At 63.6% G+C, this 18,027-nt stretch carries 16 protein-coding genes and 1 pseudogene; 12 read left to right on the top strand and 5 right to left on the bottom strand.

Features of this window, described 5'->3' with window-relative positions; all coding sequences use genetic code 11:
• The first annotated feature begins 48 nt into the window (after positions 1–48).
• The gene (locus tag HB778_RS16940) at positions 49–747 is read left to right on the top strand and encodes a hypothetical protein (RefSeq protein ID WP_183464851.1); all 699 of its coding nucleotides are present in this window, start codon (positions 49–51) and stop codon (positions 745–747) included.
• Positions 748–850: 103 nt separating this feature from the next.
• Here the strand turns inward: HB778_RS16940 and HB778_RS16935 are convergent, their stop codons facing one another.
• Entirely contained in the window at positions 851–2,005 is a 1,155-nt protein-coding gene (locus tag HB778_RS16935) for an ISNCY family transposase (RefSeq protein WP_183464850.1), read from the bottom strand.
• Positions 2,006–2,285: 280 nt separating this feature from the next.
• Between HB778_RS16935 and rpmI the strand changes: the two genes are divergently transcribed.
• The 6 genes from rpmI to HB778_RS16905 all read left to right on the top strand — a co-directional run bounded on the left by rpmI (position 2,286) and on the right by HB778_RS16905 (position 7,747).
• Complete coding sequence (gene rpmI / locus HB778_RS16930; protein ID WP_006201248.1) at positions 2,286–2,489, top strand: 50S ribosomal protein L35; 204 nt, start codon at positions 2,286–2,288, stop codon at positions 2,487–2,489.
• 87 nt (positions 2,490–2,576) lie between these two features.
• Positions 2,577–2,978 (top strand): 50S ribosomal protein L20, encoded by a 402-nt coding sequence (gene rplT, locus HB778_RS16925; RefSeq protein WP_006201247.1) that lies wholly within the window; start codon positions 2,577–2,579, stop codon positions 2,976–2,978.
• Between the two features lie 141 nt (positions 2,979–3,119).
• Complete coding sequence (gene pheS, locus HB778_RS16920) at positions 3,120–4,217, top strand: phenylalanine--tRNA ligase subunit alpha (RefSeq protein ID WP_183464849.1); 1,098 nt, start codon at positions 3,120–3,122, stop codon at positions 4,215–4,217.
• Positions 4,214–4,636: a GFA family protein gene (locus HB778_RS16915; protein WP_183464848.1), complete on the top strand. Its 423-nt coding sequence runs from the start codon at positions 4,214–4,216 to the stop codon at positions 4,634–4,636. Before pheS ends, HB778_RS16915 begins: the two co-directional genes overlap by 4 nt.
• Complete coding sequence (gene pheT, locus HB778_RS16910) at positions 4,633–7,041, top strand: phenylalanine--tRNA ligase subunit beta (protein ID WP_183464847.1); 2,409 nt, start codon at positions 4,633–4,635, stop codon at positions 7,039–7,041. Before HB778_RS16915 ends, pheT begins: the two co-directional genes overlap by 4 nt.
• Before the next feature lie 103 nt (positions 7,042–7,144).
• The gene (locus HB778_RS16905) at positions 7,145–7,747 is read left to right on the top strand and encodes a nucleotidyltransferase family protein (protein ID WP_183464846.1); all 603 of its coding nucleotides are present in this window, start codon (positions 7,145–7,147) and stop codon (positions 7,745–7,747) included.
• 239 nt (positions 7,748–7,986) lie between these two features.
• Here the strand turns inward: HB778_RS16905 and HB778_RS16900 are convergent, their stop codons facing one another.
• On the bottom strand, positions 7,987–8,982 hold the full coding sequence (locus tag HB778_RS16900) for an aldo/keto reductase (protein WP_183464845.1): 996 nt from the start codon (positions 8,980–8,982) through the stop codon (positions 7,987–7,989).
• A gap of 96 nt (positions 8,983–9,078) precedes the next feature.
• Here HB778_RS16900 and HB778_RS16895 point away from each other — a divergent pair, with 96 nt between their 5' ends.
• From HB778_RS16895 to HB778_RS16875, 5 genes and pseudogenes are all read left to right on the top strand, one after another.
• Positions 9,079–9,969, top strand: coding sequence for a LysR family transcriptional regulator (locus HB778_RS16895; protein WP_183464844.1), 891 nt, complete (start codon positions 9,079–9,081; stop codon positions 9,967–9,969).
• A 74-nt stretch (positions 9,970–10,043) separates the two neighbouring features.
• Positions 10,044–10,613 (top strand): cytochrome b, encoded by a 570-nt coding sequence (locus tag HB778_RS16890; RefSeq protein WP_183464843.1) that lies wholly within the window; start codon positions 10,044–10,046, stop codon positions 10,611–10,613.
• Between the two features lie 70 nt (positions 10,614–10,683).
• On the top strand, positions 10,684–11,259 hold the full coding sequence (locus tag HB778_RS16885) for a YceI family protein (protein ID WP_183464842.1): 576 nt from the start codon (positions 10,684–10,686) through the stop codon (positions 11,257–11,259).
• 79 nt (positions 11,260–11,338) lie between these two features.
• Positions 11,339–12,324: pseudogene (locus HB778_RS16880) on the top strand (Gfo/Idh/MocA family protein).
• A 38-nt stretch (positions 12,325–12,362) separates the two neighbouring features.
• A complete protein-coding gene (locus HB778_RS16875) occupies positions 12,363–14,021 on the top strand; it encodes an FAD-binding dehydrogenase (RefSeq protein WP_183464841.1) in 1,659 nt (552 codons plus the stop codon).
• Between the two features lie 39 nt (positions 14,022–14,060).
• Here HB778_RS16875 and HB778_RS16870 read toward each other — a convergent pair whose 3' ends face one another.
• The 3 genes from HB778_RS16870 to HB778_RS16860 form a co-directional block, all read right to left on the bottom strand.
• The gene (locus tag HB778_RS16870; RefSeq protein ID WP_183464840.1) at positions 14,061–14,999 is read right to left on the bottom strand and encodes an alpha/beta hydrolase; all 939 of its coding nucleotides are present in this window, start codon (positions 14,997–14,999) and stop codon (positions 14,061–14,063) included.
• Between the two features lie 117 nt (positions 15,000–15,116).
• Positions 15,117–15,899: a carnitinyl-CoA dehydratase gene (locus HB778_RS16865; protein WP_183464839.1), complete on the bottom strand. Its 783-nt coding sequence runs from the start codon at positions 15,897–15,899 to the stop codon at positions 15,117–15,119.
• Positions 15,892–17,970 (bottom strand): acetate--CoA ligase family protein, encoded by a 2,079-nt coding sequence (locus HB778_RS16860; protein WP_183464838.1) that lies wholly within the window; start codon positions 17,968–17,970, stop codon positions 15,892–15,894. The genes HB778_RS16865 and HB778_RS16860 overlap by 8 nt, the downstream gene beginning before the upstream one ends.
• Between the last annotated feature and the right edge of the window lie 57 nt (positions 17,971–18,027).

Raw genomic sequence — 18,027 nt, 5'->3', positions numbered from 1 at the left:
CAGTGCTAGTGTAGCAATAATCGCGGCGAGCAAGGCCGCGAGGAATGCATGACGTCGAGCAATTGGGTGGTTACTTCCGTATCTGCGGCCAGACCTTCGCTTGTCCTAGCCTTGGTCTCTGCACTGTTCCTCACCTCTTGCGGCCTCTTCGCCGACGTGTGGCAGTGGAACCAGAAGCTGACCGTCGAGGTTCTTGTCGACGGCAAGGTGGTTTCCGGCTCGGCCGTATCTCACATCTGGTGGCAGGAAGCCAATGCGTTTGACGTCTATCCGTCAGGCTACAAAGGAGAGGCGACGGTGGTTGACCTCGGACAGAGAGGCAAGCTCTTCGCGCTGATCGGCGAAGAGACCACATACATTGCCCAATACACTCTCGATGACAAACTGGGATACAGCCGCGGCGACTACGAGGGGCTTTTACCCGCTATCATGCGCTTTCGGGGCGCAAAGGACGTGCCTCGCGATCGTTATCCGGTGCTCGTCACCTTCACAGATACCAGCAATCCGAAGACGATACGCAAGGTGGATCCGCACAATCTTTCGGCGACATTTGGTCCTGGCATTTCTCTGGTGCGTGTCGTGCTCGAAATTACCGATGAAAAAACGGCATTCGGGAAAGTTGAACCGATCCTGCCCTGGCTCAGTTGGCCGCGCGAGAGGTTCCTTGCGGCCGGGGGCGGTATAACTCCCTTGAAGATTCCCGGCGAGTCGATAGGCAGAACCAATTTTGTACGGAAAGGGTCATGAGCACCTCAGCGCTTCGCACGACCTTGAGGTGTGTCGGTAGCTAATCAAGTTGTCCGGTTTGGTAGCACATTGTTTGTCCGCTTCTGTTTTGCGTCGAAGCGGTTCACGCGGCTTGCCTGATGCGGCAAGTTTCTTCGATTACGGTGCCATCGGGCATGTATCGTGCAATGCGGCGCGGCCCATGGAAGACCGCAAGCGTCCCATCCGGATAGTGCCTGATCTTGACCGTGGCTTTGACGAAGTGATGTCGGATCGGGCTGTGCGGCAGCTGCAATCGCAGTCGCGCGAAGGCGACCGTGTTGTCGCGGGCAACGACGCGCTCCTCCTCGATGCACAGGATCTGGGACAGTTGCTGCGGGTCGACGGCAACAAAGGCGCTGTCTTCAACCGCGGCCGGCCTGGCGAAGCGGGCATTGTGAGCCGGCAGATAGGTCTGTGCGATGAAGCGGTTGGCGGCCTGGATATCCGCAATGCCGGCCAGGGCCAGTTCCTTGGGCAACCGATCCTGCAAGGTCGCGAACATCCGCTCGGAGCGCCCCCTGGCTTCGGGCGAATAGGCCGGGATATGCTCGATGCCCAGATGCCGCAGCGCCCGTCCGACTTGGGTCAGCCGGCTCTTGTCGACCGCCTCGCCGGCCTTGAGCGTGACGAAATAATGGCTGCCACGATCGGTGTAGAGGCTTGACGGCAATCCCTTGGCGACAAAGGTCTCCAGAAGTCCCTGAAAGCTCGACGCCGTGCCTTCCTCCCCAATCAGGAAGGCCGAATAGATCGTGCTCGTCGCGTCGTCCATCGTCACGATCAGGTCGAGCATAGGCTGGCTGTCCAACCAGGCATGCCGGCTGCCATCCTGATGCAGCATCATCCCCTCGCACGGCTTCCTTTCGCGCTTGCGCCGGTGAGCACCGCGCCGCTTGGCCCGTTCAACCAAGCCTGCCGCGTGAAGCTGCGTCTTGATGAAGGTATAGCCCCAGCTGAAGTTGTGATCGCGCAGCAGGTGCTCGTGGAAATGCTTCACATTCCAGCCAAGGTAGCGATGACGATAAAGCTCCAGCATCTCCTCGATCGCTTCCGCAGGCACCCGACGGGTCGAAAGCTTGCCTAACCGTCGATCGAGCAACCCAGCTTCCCCAGCCTCTTCATAGCGGTCGCGGTAACGCCGGAATTGCCGCTCCGACATCCCCAACAACTCACCAGCCTCCAGCATCGAAAGATCGCCGCCATTCCAACGGCTCAAAACGTCCCGAAACTTCTGCATTCTCCGGCCCTGTAGCCATGCCGTCCGTCTCATCCTCAGCCTCCAGCGGGCTGACGATAAAACCGGACAACTCATGTGCTACCTAATCCGGACAACTCATCTGCTTACGACACGCACGACCTTGAGGTGTTGCACAGTCGCCGTCTTTGACGTATAGGACCGCCGTTCAAGAAAACCGCCCGGCAGGGCATGCCGTGGCGGTTTCATTTGCTTTTCGGGCTTTGGTCGGCCCGGAGCGAACAAGAAGCGCGATAGTGCGCCAACTAGACGGAGTAGCAAAATGCCCAAGATGAAGACCAAATCGGCCGCCAAGAAGCGGTTCAAGATCACAGGTACGGGTAAAGTCCTGTCGGCTGCGGCCGGCAAGCGTCACGGCATGATCAAGCGTTCCAACAAGTTCATTCGAAATGCCCGCGGCACGATGGTTCTGGCTGAACCGGATGGCAAGAAGGTCATCAAGAATTTTCTGCCGAACGGCCTCTAAGGCATTCGGTCTGGACACGCAGTAGTTTTACGCAATTCCGAACGGAAAGCCGCAGGCACCTGGAATTGCTTTTAAGGAGATCATGACATGGCACGCGTAAAGAGAGGCGTCACCTCGCACGCCAAGCACAAGAAGGTCCTGAAAGCCGCCAAGGGCTTCTACGGCCGTCGCAAGAACACCATCCGCATCGCAAAGCAGGCGGTGGAAAAGTCGCTGCAGTACGCTTATCGCGACCGCAAGAACCGCAAGCGCTCGTTCCGCGCGCTGTGGATCCAGCGCATCAACGCCGCGACCCACGAGCACGGCCTGACCTATGGCCGCTTCATCGATGGTCTCAACAAGGCCGGCATCGAGATCGATCGCAAGATCCTGTCCGACATGGCCATCCATGAGCCGCAGGCTTTCGCCGCGCTCGTGGCCAAGGCCAAGGTCGCGCTCGAATATCTGAAGAACACCACGCCGAACGCTTTTGAAAGCGCTGTCGCCTAAGACCAGCGCTTCCCAAGCATTCGCAATTCTGATTATGGGGAACCCGCGCTGGCACGGCTGGCGCGGGTTTTTCTTATGCCTGACATCAACTTGAACGTGACTTTCACGTTAGCGCAGATTTCCAACGTAGCGAGTTTGACCGTGAACGACGCAACCACTGGCCTGGATACGCTTGAAAGCTCCCTTCTGGCCGACATCGCATCGGCCGCCGACGAGCCGGCCATCGAGGCCGTGCGCATCGCCGCATTCGGCAAGAAGGGCACCGTGTCCGAGATGCTGAAGACGCTTGGCGCCATGACCGCCGAGGAGCGCCAACTCAAGGGCCCGGCCATCAACGGCCTCAAGAACCGCGTGACCGAGGCGCTGACGGCCCGTAAGGCCGAACTCAGGGATGTGGCGATCGCCGCGCGGCTGGCCGCGGAAAAAGTCGACGTGACGCTGCCGGTGCGGCAGTCGCCGGCCGAGCGCGGCCGCATCCATCCGATCAGCCAGGTCATTGACGAGATCGCGGCGATCTTCGGCGATCTCGGCTTCGCCATCGCCGAAGGTCCGGACATCGAGACCGACTATTACAATTTCACCGCGCTGAATTTCCCCGAAGGCCATCCGGCGCGCGAGATGCACGACACCTTCTTCTTCCAGCCGGACGAGAAGGGCGAGCGCAAGCTTTTGCGCACCCACACCTCACCGGTGCAGATCCGCACCATGGAGAAGCAGAAGCCGCCGATCCGCATCGTCATTCCGGGCAAGACTTATCGGCAGGATTCGGACGCCACCCACTCGCCGATGTTCCATCAGGTCGAGGGGCTGGTGATCGACAAGACAGCGAACGTCGCCAACATGAAGTGGGTGCTGGAGGAGTTCTGCAAGGCCTTCTTCGAGGTGCCCTCGGTCAAGATGCGCTTCCGTCCGTCCTTCTTCCCGTTCACCGAGCCAAGCCTCGAGGTCGACATCCAATGCGACCGCTCGCGGCCCGGCGAAGTGCGCTTCGGCGAAGGCTCCGACTGGATGGAGATCCTCGGCTGCGGCATGGTGCATCCCAACGTGCTGCGCGCCGGCGGCCTCGATCCCGACGAGTATCAGGGCTTTGCCTGGGGCATGGGCATCGACCGCATCGCCATGCTGAAATACGGCATGCCGGACCTGCGCGCCTTCTTCGACGCGGATGTGCGCTGGCTGTCGCATTACGGTTTCAGGCCACTCGACATGCCGACGTTGTTCGGCGGGTTGAGCGCATGACAGCGCCCCACATTGGCGGCTGCCGCTGCGGCGCCGTGCGGTTCGAAGCTTCGGCTGAGCCGCATCACGTCAGCTATTGCCATTGCGGCGATTGCCGGCGGGCGAGCGGCGCGCCGGTATCGGCCTTTGTCGGCTTTCTGGTCGACCAGGTGGCTTTCACCGGCAAGGCGCTGAAGATGTACGAGAACGGGCCGGTGACGCGCTCCTTCTGCGGCGTCTGCGGCTCGCCCATCGCCTATGTCGACGAGCGGCTGGAGGACGACATCTACTTCATGCTCGGCGCCATGGACATGCCGGCCGATTTCAGGCCGACGCACCATGCCTATGTCAGCGAGCAGCTTCCCTTCCTGCATATGTCCGACGACTTGCCGAGACATCTGAAAACAAGCGTCAAAAGACCAGACGGAACAGCCCAATGAAATTCACCCTCTCCTGGCTCAAGGATCATCTCGAGACCGACGCCTCGCTCAACGAGATCGTCGAGCGGCTGACGTCGATCGGCCTCGAAGTCGAGCATGTCGACGACAAGTCGAGCCTGAAACCCTTCGTCATCGCCAAAGTGCTGACGGCGGTGCAGCACCCGGATGCCGACCGGCTGCGCGTGCTGACCGTCGATACAGGCGACGGCAAGCCACCAGTTCAGGTGGTCTGTGGCGCTCCCAATGCCCGCGCCGGGCTGATCGGCGCCTTTGCCGCGCCCGGCACCTATGTGCCCGGCATCGACGTGACGCTGACGGTCGGCAAGATCAGGGGCGTCGAGAGCCATGGCATGATGTGTTCCGAGCGCGAACTGGAACTGTCCGACGAGCACAACGGCATCATCGACCTGCCGGCCGACGCTCCGGTCGGCACCAGCTTTGCGTCCTATGCGCATCTCGATGATCCGGTCATCGAGATCAATCTGACGCCGAACCGGCCCGATGCCACCAGCGTCTACGGCATTGCCAGGGATCTGGCGGCGAGCGGGCTCGGACGGCTTGTGGGTGGCGCGATCATGCCGCATGTCGGCGAGGGGCTGTGCCCCGTGAAGGTCACGATCGAGGCGCCGGAACTCTGCCCGGGCTTCGCGCTGACGATGGTGAGTGGCGTCAAGAACGGCCCGTCACCGAAATGGTTGCAGCAGCGCCTGATCGCCATTGGTTTGCGGCCGATCAGCGCCCTGGTCGACATCACCAACTATGTCACTTTCGACCGCGGCCGGCCGTTGCATGTGTTCGACGCCGCGAAGGTGGCCGGCAACCTCGTGGTGCGCCGTGCCAGGGACGGCGAAAAAGTGCTGGCGCTGGACGGCCGTGAATACACGCTGACGCCGGAGATGTGCGTGATTGCCGACGACAATGGCGTCGAATCGATCGCCGGCATCATGGGCGGCGAACATTCGGGCTGCGATGAGAGCACCACCGACGTGCTGATCGAATCGGCGCTGTGGGACCCGATCGCAACCGCCCGCACCGGCCGTGCGCTCGGCATCATCACCGACGCCCGCTACCGCTTCGAGCGCGGCGTCGACCCCGAATTCATGGTGCCGGGCGTCGAACTCGCGACCAAATTGGTGCTCGATTTCTGCGGCGGAACGCCGACGGAAATGGAAGTGGCCGGCTATGCCGGGCACAAGCCGAAGATCGTGTCCTTCCCGCTGTCGGAAGTGAAGCGGCTGACGGGGGTCGAGGTGCCGAAGGCGGTAAGCCTCGACATCCTCACCCGCCTCGGCTTCGAGCCGCAGGGCTCGGGCGACATCGTCAAGGTGAAGGTGCCTTCCTGGCGACCGGACGTCGACGGCAAAGCCGACCTCGTCGAGGAAGTGATGCGCATCCATGGTGTCGACAACATCGCCCCGCAGCCACTCGGCGCGCATGACGCGGTCAATTCCAAGATCCTGACCACGCTGCAGGTCCGCACCCGCACGGCCAAGCGGGCGCTTGCCGTACGTGGCATGATGGAGGCCGTCACCTGGTCTTTCATCCCGGCCAAGCACGCCGAACTGTTCGGCGGCGGCCAGACGGCGCTGAAGCTTGCCAACCCGATCGCCGCCGACATGTCCGACATGCGGCCGTCGCTACTGCCGGGGCTGATCGCCGCCGCGCAGCGCAATGCCGACAAGGGCATTGGCGACGTCGCGCTGTTCGAGGTCTCGGGCACCTATGAAGGCGACGGCGCCGACCAGCAGCGGCGCGTGGCCGCCGGCGTGCGGCGCGGCACCGCCAAGCTCGACGGCTCCGGCCGCAACTGGGCCGGCAATTCGGGCCCGGTCGGCGTGTTCGACGCCAAGGCCGACGCGATTGCCGCCCTCGAAGCCTGCGGCGCGCCGGTCGACCGGCTGCAGATCGAGGCGGGCGGACCGGCCTGGTATCATCCCGGCCGTTCCGGCACGATCAAGCTCGGGCCGAAGACCGTGCTCGGCACGTTCGGCGAATTCCATCCGAAGACGATGGAAGGGCTCGATGTTTCCGGTCCGCTCTGCGGTTTCGAAGTGTTCGTCGATGCCGTGCCCGAGCCGAAGGCCAAGCCGACGAAAACCAAGCCGAAGCTGGAGCTCTCCGCCTTCCAGGCGGTGAAGCGCGACTTCGCCTTCGTCGTCGACAAAGCGATCGAGGCCGGCACGCTGGTGCGCGCGGCATTGGCCGCCGACAAGAAGCTGATCACCGCGGTTTCGGTGTTCGACATTTTCGAAGGTGCGTCGCTCGGCGCTGACAAAAAATCGATCGCCATCGAGGTGTCTATCCAGCCGGTCGAGAAGACGCTGACCGACGAGGATTTCGAGACGCTGGCCAAGCGCATCGTCGAGAATGTCGGCAAGCAGACGGGTGGCGTGCTGCGCGGGTAGAACTTTCTGTTTTGACGCAATTCCGGACGGAAAACCGTCTTACACTTTTCCTGGAATTGCTCCGAAACTTGCGGGCAGATGGCGAATCGTCCTCCAAAGGGCGATGGAGCATCTGCGCTATTCCGGGCTGCCGTTCGAAGCACAACGCGCGGCGTTTCTCGACATCGTGTTGATGGACCCGCTGGTGCGCGACGCGCTGGCGCGTGCCCGCACGCTGGCTCTGCCGGACTGGCTGGTGGTTTCCGGCGCGCTTTACAACAGCGTCTGGAACCATCTGACCGGCAAGCCGTCAGGTTACGGCATCAAGGATGTCGACCTGTTCTATTTTGACGACAGCGACCTGTCCTATGAGGCCGAGGACGCTGTCATTCGCCGGGCAGCACGGCATTTCGAGGGGCTGGCGCTGCCGGTCGAGGTGCGCAACCAGGCGCGGGTGCATCTGTGGTATCCGCAGAAATTCGGGCAGCCGTGCCCGCGCTATACGAGTGCCAGCCAATCCGTCAGCCATTTCGCCTCGAAGACGCATGCGGTTGGGGTGCGATACGATGCTGATGGGCGGTTGATGCTGGTGGCGCCGTTCGGGCTGGACGACATTTTTTCGTTTCGCATCACGCCGAACCGGGTGATGGACAACCGGCAGACCCATGAGGCGAAGGGGAAGCGGGCAAAGGAGAGCTGGTCTGAGATTGAGGTGGTGCCGTGGTAGAGAAGTAGGCGCGAGGCGCCCCCCTCTGGCCTGCCGGCCATCTCCCCCACAAGGAGGGAGATTGGCAGCTTGGCCGTGCCGCCCTTCCTTCAAGCGCTGGTGATTGGCGAAGGCCGCGACGACATTCAATCTCCCCCCTTGTGGGGGAGATGTCCGGCAGGACAGAGGGGGGGCGCCTCGCGTTGGCGTCTCAACAAAATGGGGCGCCGAAGCGCCCCTTTCTGTATCCTGAATGCTGCTCACCCATTCACCAGCGCCAGCAACTCCTCCGTATAGCGTTTGCCCATCACCTTATCCGGCGAAAGCGCGTCACCAATCGCCGCCACTTCGGCCGCACTCAGCTCAATCCCGGCCGCCGCCGTGTTCTGCTCGAGATGACGTATCTTTCGCGCACCCGGGATCGGCACGATGAAATCGCCCTGGTGCAGCACCCAGGCCAGCGCCAGCTGCGCCGAGGTCACGCCCTTTTCGGCCGCCAGCTTTTCCAGCGTGGCGATAACCTTGGCATTGGCTTCCATGGCCTCGGCCTGGAAACGCGGCAAGGTGCGGCGCCAGTCGCCTTCGTCAAGCGTTTCGGGCCTGGCAATCGCCCCCGTCAAAAGGCCTCGGCCGAGCGGGCTGTAGGGCACGAAGCCGATGCCGAGTTCGCGGCAGACGGCGAACACGTCGTCTTCCGGGTCACGGCTCCACAGCGAGTATTCGCTCTGCACGGCCGCGATCGGATGCACGGCATGCGCCCGGCGGATGGTCGCGGCACTGGCTTCCGAAAGGCCCAACGCGCGCACCTTGCCCTCGCGCACCAACTCGGCCATGGCGCCGACCGTGTCCTCGATCGGCACGTCGGGATCGACACGGTGCTGATAGTAGAGGTCGATGACATCGGTGCCCAGCCGCTTCAGCGAGGCTTCGGCCACCGCCTTGACGTGCTCGGGGCGGCTGTCGACGCCAGCCATGCGGTCGAGGCCGGTGCCTTCCTCCAGAATCTTGAAGCCGAATTTGGTGGCGATCGTCACCTTATCACGCACCGACTTCAGTGCCTTGCCGAGCAGGATCTCGTTCTCGTAAGGGCCGTAGACTTCCGCCGTGTCGAAGAAGTTGACGCCAATCTCAACGGCGCGGTGCAACGTGGAGATCGCCTCTGCCTCCGGCTGGCCGCCATAGGCGAAACTCATGCCCATGCAGCCGAGGCCGACGGGATAGACGTTCAGTTCAGTTCCTAGCTTGCGGGTTTGCATCACGCGTCTCCTTGTTGTGATGCCGCTGATGTAGTGCCTTGCGCTATGCTCGATAATCGGCTCATCTGCGCACGGGTCGTTCTAAGAAATAGATCAATGAATCGAGCGCATCTCTCCCAACTGGCCGTGTTGGCGACCGTCGCCCAATGCGGCAGTTTTCGCGGCGCGGCCAGGGAATTGGCCATCGCGCCATCGGCGGTCAGCCACGCTGTGTCCAGCCTGGAAGCGCGGCTCGGCGTGCGGCTCTTGGCGCGCAGTACCCGCAGCGTCGCGCCAACCGAAGAGGGCGCGCAACTGCTCGAACGGCTACGGCCGGCGCTATCGGAGATCGATCTGGCGTTGGAGACGGCGGTCGAGTCGCGTGAACGGCCGGCCGGGAATCTGCGGCTCAGCGTACCGCGCACGGCAGCGCATCTGGTGCTGACGCCGCGGCTCGGCGCCTTTGCATCGGCCTATCCCGACATCGTGCTGGAGATCGTCATCGAGGATCGCTTCACCGATGTGGTGGCAGGCGGTTTCGATGCCGGCGTGCGGCTTGGCGAGAGCCTGCAGCGCGACATGATCGCGGTGCGTATCGGGCCGGACATGCGCGGCGCGGTTGTCGGCGCGCCATCCTATTTCGCGGCCATGCCGAGACCGCATCATCCGCGCGACCTTGCCGATCATCGCTGCATCCGCTTCCGCTTCTCCAGTGGCATCCTCTACCGCTGGGAGTTCGAGAAAGACGGAGAGGAGATAGAGATCGCCGCGCAAGGGCCGCTGATCCTCGACGAGGACCATCTGATCGTGCAAGCGGCGGTCGACGGCGCCGGTCTTGCCTTCGTCTTCGAGCCTTATGTCCGCGCGCCGCTGGCCGATGGCAGGCTGATCCGCGTGCTGGAGGACTGGTGCCCGGCCTTCGAGGGCTTCTTCGTCTACTATCCCAGCCGCCGGCAGATGCGCCCGGCGCTGAGGGCGTTCGTGGATTTCTTCAAGGTAAGCGGCTGAGGCGCGACCACCCTCCCCCCTTGTGGGCCTTGGGGAGGGTGGAAGAAAGCGAGGCCCAGCAACGTTTGTCTCCCATGCAGTCAATCACCAACACGCCAACCCGCTACGGCTGGGCAACCATCCTCCTCCACTGGCTGATCGGCATCATCTTCATCGGCCAGTTCGCCCTCGGCTTCATTATGGTGAGGCTAACCAGTCAGCGCACCGCTTTCGAGCTGATCCAGCTGCACAAATCCCTGGGCTTTCTGCTGCTTGGCCTCATCATCCTGCGCATTGCCTGGCGGCTCGGCAATGCGGCGCCGCCCTTGCCGCCTTCGGTCGGCGTTCTGGAGCGGCGTACGGCGCCGCTCGCGCATCTGGCGCTGTATGCCTTCCAGATCGCCTTGCCCCTGTCGGGCTGGGCGCTGGTTTCGGTCTCGACACTGGAAATCCCGACCATGCCGTTCAACCTGTTCGTGATGCCGAACCTGCCGCTCGCCGAATCCGATGCCGCCGAAAGCTTCTGGGCAGCGGCGCACTGGTATCTTGCCTATGCCGGCATCGCGCTCGTCGCGCTGCATGTGGCAGCCGCGCTGCGCCACCACTTCCTGCTGCGCGACAGCGTGCTCAGGCGTATAATCACACCTTCGTCAGGCGGGGAATAGAGCGGAGGCCCTGCGCGTTTGTGGGGGTGAGGACGCGAACAAGCGTTGCCTCCAGGAAAGGAACAATCCCATGCATGCGCGCATCCTTGGATTCGCGGCTTTTGCCGCATGCCTTGCCGTGCCCGCAGCCGCGGCCGTGGCGTTGAGCGACGCCGCCGGCAGCTACACGGTCAGCCCGGCAGGCTCCAGCATCCGTTTCACCATAGGCAAGGCCGGCGGTGGCGGCTTCGATGGCGCCTTTGCCCGCTTCAAGGGCACGATCCGCATCGACAATGGTGATGTCGGGCGCTCGAAGGTCGACCTTACCATCTATCCGGAAAGCGTCGGCACCGGCCAGAGCCGCATCGACGCCTTCCTGCGCTCCGACGCGGTGTTCGATGCGGCCAACAGCCCGGAGATCCAGTTCCGCTCGACCAGCGTGACCCGCACCGGCGACACATCAGCTCTCGTCACCGGCAGGCTGACGGCGCGCGGCAAGACGTTTCCGGAAAAATTCACCGCCGAACTCGACGGGTTGAAGGGCGGCACGATCAAATTCCATGTCACCGGCAAGGTGCTGCGGTCACGCTACGGCATGGATGTCGGCACGCCGCTTTATTCCAACGTCGTCGACTTCGACATGACGCTGACGGGCAAGCGGGGCTAGTTGCTACGGCACTCCGCATTGGCTTTTCTATCGATTTCGGGCAAACCTCGTCGCCTGCAATCGTTGATGGAGATACGTAATGTTCCGATGGGGTGTGTTGTCGACGGCCAAGATCGGTCGCGAGCAGTTGTTGCCGGCAATCGTCGAGGCGGAGAACGGCGTGCTGTCGGCGATCGCCAGCCGCGACCTGTCGAAGGCCAAGGCCTTGGCCGACCGTTTCGGCGCCCGCCATGCCTTTGGCTCCTACGAGGAACTGCTCGCTTCCAAAGAAGTCGACGGCGTCTATATCCCGCTGCCGACCTCGCAGCATGTCGAGTGGACGGCGAAAGCCATTGAAGCGGGAAAACATGTGCTGGTCGAGAAGCCTCTCGCGCTCGACGCCAAGGATATTGCCCCCTGATCAAGCTGCGCGACGCCAAAAAGGTGCTGGTCTGCGAAGCCTTCATGGTCATCTACCACCCGCAATGGATCAAGGTGCGCGACCTCATCGCCAGCGGCGCCATCGGCCGGCTGCGCCATGTGCAGGGCGCGTTCTCCTACTACAATGTCGACCCCAACAATATGCGCAACCAGCTCGACCTCGGCGGCGGCGCGCTGCCCGACATCGGCGTCTATCCGACGGTATCGACGCGATTTTCGACCGGCAAGGAGCCGCTGCGCGTGCAGGCGACGATCGAGCGCGACAAGACATTCGGCACCGACATCTACTCCTCGATCCGCGCCGATTTCGGCGATTTCGAACTGTCCTTCTATTTGTCGACGCAGATGGCGGCGCGCCAGGTGATGGTGTTCCACGGCGAGAAGGGCTTCATCGAGGTCTTTTCCCCGTTCAACGCCGGGCTCTACGATCATCACCGCGTCGAACTGCACAACCAGAACCACACCGAAGCGCAGGTGTTCCGCTTTCCCGGCACGCAGCAGTACCGGCTGGAGGTCGAAACCTTCGCGCGCGCGGCGCAGGGCGGCAAGGAGCGCGTCTTCACGCTGGAGGAATCCGTGCTCAACCAGAAGGTCATCGACGCCATCTTCCGCGCCGGCGGCAAGGACGGCTGGGAGGCCGTCTAAGTCTTTGCATTAATAGCCGGCTAATTCTGGGAGGAAAGATGGCTGACAATGCGGACGTGATCATTGTCGGCGCCGGCCTGGCAGGGCTGGTTGCCGCCGCCGAGCTTGCCGAGGCCGGCAAGAAAATCATCATCGTCGACCAGGAACCGGAACAATCGCTGGGCGGCCAGGCGTTCTGGTCGTTCGGCGGGCTTTTCCTCGTCGATTCGCCCGAGCAGCGGCGCTTGTGCATCCGCGATTCGCATGATCTGGCGCTCGAGGACTGGATGGGCACCGCCGCTTTCGACCGGCCGGAGGATTTCTGGCCGCGCAAATGGGCTGAGGCCTATGTCGGCTTCGCCGCCGGCGAGAAACGTTCCTGGCTGATCGAGCGCGGCCTGAAATTCTTTCCTGTCGTCGGCTGGGCCGAGCGTGGCGGCGGCAACGCCATCGGCCACGGCAATTCGGTGCCCAGATTCCACATCACCTGGGGTACCGGACCCGGCGTGGTTGAACCTTTTGTCTTGCGCGTGCGCGAGGCGCAAAAGCGCGGACTGATCGACTTCAAGTTCCGCCACAGGGTCAATGAACTGACGCGGACGGGCGCTGTCATAGCCGGCGTGCGCGGCGACATCCTTGAGTCGAGCACGGTCGAACGCGGCCACAAGAGTTCGCGCGACATCTCAGGCGATTTCGAACTGCACGCGCAAGCGGTCATCGTCGCTTCAGGCGGCATCGGCGCCAACCACCAGCTGGTGCAGGAGAACTGGCCGAAGCGGCTGGGTGCCCCGCCGAAGCGCATGATCACCGGCGTGCCCGACCATGTCGACGGCCGCATGCTGGCGATCACCGAGGCCGCTGGCGGCTCGATCATCAATCGCGACCGCATGTGGCACTATGTCGAAGGCATCAAGAACTGGGCGCCGATCTGGACCGACCATGCGATCCGCATCCTGCCCGGCCCGTCCTCACTCTGGCTCGATGCCAGGGGAAAACGCCTGCCGGTGCCGCTCTATCCCGGCTTCGATACGCTGGGCACGCTCAGCCACATCATGAGCACCGGCTTCGACTATTCCTGGTTCATCCTGACCAGGAAAATCATCCAGAAGGAGTTCGCCCTGTCGGGCTCCGAACAGAATCCCGACCTGACGAACAAGAGCTGGTGGCAGGTGCTGGGCCGCGCGACATCAGGCATTCCCGGTCCGGTGAAAGCCTTCATGGAGAAGGGCGAGGATTTCATTGTCGAGGCCGATCTTTCGACCTTGGTGGCCCGCATGAATGCGCTCGCGGGCGGCGAGCCGCTGCTCGATGTCGCTGAGGTCGAGCGAGAAATCCGCGCCCGCGACAGGCAGCTCGACAATCCGTTCTCCAAGGACATGCAGATCACCGCGTTGCGCGGCGCGCGGGCCTATCTCGGTGACAGGCTGATACGCACGGCCAAGCCGCACAAGATGCTCGACCCGGCAAACGGCCCGCTGATCGCGGTGCGCCTCAACATCCTGACGCGCAAGACGCTGGGCGGCCTGGAGACCGATCTCGACAGCCGCGTGCTGGGCGCCGATGGCCAGCCGGTGCCGGGGCTCTATGCCGCCGGCGAAGCGGCCGGATTCGGTGGCGGCGGCGTGCATGGCTATGCGGCGCTGGAAGGCACGTTCCTCGGCGGTTGCATCTTTTCAGGCCGCAGCGCGGGTCGAGCGGCGGCACGTTCGGTGGCGTGAAACGGCGTTACCGTGGCTCGTAGTGAGACGTGAACCCGCTCACCAGAGCCAGGTGCCCTGTCCAAGCGCTCCCACCGCGTCGACGATCCGCGTGAAACTTTCGCGGGCGCGCCCGACCGTGTGCCGGGCCCTGAGGTAGCCGTGCACCAGACCTGGCTCCTCGAACCAGGTGGCACGCCCGCCCGCCGCGATGATGCGGTCGCGATAGGTCTCGCCGTCGGACGACAGCGGGTCACACTGCGCGGTGATCAGCACCGTCGGCGGCAGGTTGGTGAAGTCGGTGTTTGCCAGTGGCGAAAGTGTTACGTCGCCGGTCCGGTCCGCGCCACCGGTGCGGATATGCTTGTAGAATTCGAGATCGCGCATGGTCAGCATCGGCGCTTCGGCATGCGTGACATAGGAGCCCTTTGAGCGGTCGCCGCCGAGGCCGGGATAGATCAGCACCTGGCCGACCGGCCGCTTCGCCTGGCCGCGCGTGGCGTGAGCGACGGCGGCGCAGAGATTGCCGCCAGCACTGTCGCCGCAGAGCAGGATGGGTCGGTCGCGGGTGGACGCAGCCCATGCGAAGGCGCTCATGGCATCATCGAAAGCGGCCGGGTGCAGGTGCTCCGGCGCCAGCCGGTAATCGACCGAAACAACCTCGTAGCCGGTGCGGGCGCAGAGCTCGGCACAAACATCGTCATGGCTGTCCAGCCCACCAAGGATGAAGCCGCCGCCATGGATGTAGAGCACCGTCGCCGCCGGTTGCGGGGCGCTTCGGTAGATGCGGATCGGGATATCGTGCGTGGGCGTTGCAATGGTTGAGGTTTCGACCGTTACTCCCTCGGGATAGCCGGCAAAGAATTCCCGACACATGCGGTCGTAGATTTCGCGCTGCTGCGCGATCGTGTAGTCGATCGTATCGGGCGGATAGTAGGAATTGGTCCGCTCGATGAAGGCCCAGGTCTCGGCGTCGATGAGCTTTGTGTAGTCGGTCATGGAACTCCTTTACCTTCCCCTTAATGAGGGAGGTCGCCGCGAAGCGGCGGGTGGCGGCGCTTCACCCCACCCGGGCCTGCGGTCCGACCCTCCCCATCAAGGGGAGGGTAAAGTGGCTCATTTCCCCTTCCACACCGGGTCGCGCTTTTCGGCGAAGGCGCGGAAACCTTCCATATTGTCTTCCGACCCATACAGCGCATCGACCGTAGCCAGCTGGCGGCGCGTCACCCGGTTCATCGCATCCTGGAAGGTCAGAGCTTCGGCCACCCGCGCGGTCTCCTTGATGGCGGCAAAGACCAGCGGCGGGCCGCTGGCGAGCAGGCGGGCGATCTCCCAGACGCGGTCCTCGAGCTTTTCCTTGGGCAGCACCTCGTTGACCAGGCCCCAGCGATGCGCCTCGGCGACATCCATCCAGCGGCCGGTGAGCAGAAGGTCCATCGCGACATGATAGGGAATGCGCTTCGGCAGCTTGATCGTCGCCGCATCGGCCAGCGTGCCGGCGCGGATTTCGGGCAGCGCGAAGGAGGAATGATCGGAGGCGTAGATGAGGTCGCAGGACAGCGCCAGCTCGAAGCCGCCGCCGACCGCCATGCCGTTGACGCAAGCGATGACCGGCTTGTTGAGATCGCGCAATTCCTGCAAGCCTGCAAAGCCGCCGACACCATAGTCGCCGTCGACTGCGTCGCCGCCGGCGGCCGCCTTGAGGTCCCAGCCGGCGCAGAAGAACTTGTCGCCTGATGTCTTGACGATGGCGACGCGCAATTCCGGATCGTCGCGGAACGCCTTGAAGGTCTCGCCCATCAGCCGCGAGGTCTTGAGGTCAATGGCGTTGGCCTTGGGCCGGTCGAGCGTGACCTCGAGGATCGAGCCTTCGCGGCGGGTCGAAATGACGTCAGACATTCTTGTTCTCTCCCAGCACCAGCAGCGCGTCGGCGATCCAGGCACCCTTGCCTTCGACGCAGACGATCAGCGGGTTGATGTCGAGTTCCTCGATCTCGCCGGCATTCTTCTGCACGAAGGCAGCAATGCCCGCGATGGCGTCGATGGCGGCCGCGACGTCGGCCTTCGGCCGGCCGCGATAGCCTTCGAGCAACGGGAACAGCTTCAGGCCGCGCAGTGCGGCCTCGATATCGTCGCGCGTCGCCGGGAGCATCAAGGTGACGCTGTCGCGCAGCAATTCGACCAGCACGCCGCCGGTGCCCAGTGTCATCACCGCGCCGAACATCGGATCCCTGGTGAAGCCGACGATCAGTTCGGCGACGCCGTCGCGCACCATGCGCTCGACGTAGAGGCCGGTGCCGAGCGGCAGCAGGTCGTGCGCCGCCGTGCTGACGGATTCGGCGTCCTTGAGATTGAGCCTGACGGCGCCGACCTCGGATTTGTGGGTGACGCCCAGCGCCTTCAGGGCGACGGGAAAGCCGAGCGCCATCGACGAGATCACCGCCTCGACCGCATTGTCGGCGCGCTCGCCCTTTGGCACGGGAAGCCCGGCCTTGATCAGCCGCGCCTTGGCCTCGGCCTCGTCAGGCGTGACATGATCGCCGCCGGCGGCGCCGGCAGCGGAGGTGTCGACCGGCTGCGCCTGCGGTTCGGCCCACGCCCAGCCGATGAAGGCCGCTGCGCCTGCGGCATCCATGGCCTCGGAAATGCCGAACAGCGGCACCATGCCGCGCGCCATCAGCTCGGCGGTGTATTCCTCGGGCAGGTTCTCCGGCAGCGAGGAGACGATGGCGCCATGCGCCTTGTTGGTCTTCAGCGCCGATTCGAAGGCGCGCAGCGTTGCCCACCAGTCGGTGACCGAGCAGCGATCGGGGCGCGGAAAGTCGAGCACGAGCATATTGAGGTCGAACCCACCCGACACCATGGCGGTGAAGGTGGCGGTCATCGCCGGCTCGTTGTTCCAGATGAAGGTGTGGTAGTCGAGCGGATTGGCGACCGCGACCAGCGGCCCAAGCGTCGATTTGACATGGGCGCGATGGGTCTCGGTCAGAACCGGGAAGTTGACCCAGCGGCCTTCGGCGCTGTCGGCCATGACGGAGGCTTCGCCGCCCGAACAGCTCATCGACGACAGCCTATAACCTGGCAGTGGACCGGTGATGTGCAGCAGCTTCAGCGCTTCGATGAAGGCAGGAATGGAATCGACGCGCGCAATGCCAAGCCGCCTCAGGAAAGCGCCCGAGGCCGCATCCGAGCCGGCGAGTGAGGCGGTGTGCGAGACGGTGGCCTGCCGCGCCTGTTCGGAACGGCCGACCTTCATGGCGATGATCGGCTTTTTCAGCTCGCGTGCCCGCGCCGCCAGCCTCTCGAAGCCGGCTACCGAATCGAAGGCCTCGATGTGCAGGCCGAGCGAGGTGACGCGCTCGTCCTCGACCAGGCCGAGCGCCATTTCGGAAAGACCGGTCTGCGCCTGGTTGCCGGCGGTCATCAGGAAAGCGATCGGCAGGCCGCGCTTCTGCATCGTCATGTTGATGGCGATGTTGGAAGACTGGGTGATGATGGCGACACCCTTGCCGCCCTCGTCCAGCCTGATGCCGCCATGCTGGTCGGGCCACAAAAGCGCGCCGTCGGCATAGTTGATCAGGCCGTAGCAGTTCGGGCCGATGATCGGCATCTGGCCGGCAGCCGCGACGAGTTCGGCCTGCAGCCGTTCGCCGTCATCGTCATAGGCCTCGGTCTCGAGGAAGCCGGCGGCAAAGCAGACGGCGCCGCCGGCGCCGCGTTCGGCCAGCGCCTGGACGACCTCGATGGTCAGATGCCGGTTGACGCCGACAAAGGCGGCATCCGGCGCGCCGGGCAGGTCCGCCACGGAACGGTAAGCCTTGCGGCCGGCAACCTCATCCTTGGTCGGATGCACCGGCCAGATTTCGCCGGCAAAGCCCATCTTGATCGACTGCGCGACGACGGCGGCGGCCTGTACGCCACCGAAGACGGCGATCGATTTCGGGCGCAGGAGACGTTCGAGTTTATGCATGGTCATCTTTTCGTTTGAGCGTGATCTCAGGACAAACGATCCCGTTTCTCCGACAAA

It is taken from the genome of Mesorhizobium huakuii (genome assembly GCF_014189455.1).
Classification (GTDB): domain Bacteria; phylum Pseudomonadota; class Alphaproteobacteria; order Rhizobiales; family Rhizobiaceae; genus Mesorhizobium; species Mesorhizobium huakuii_A.
This window is presented reverse-complemented; position numbering and strand designations above follow the sequence as displayed.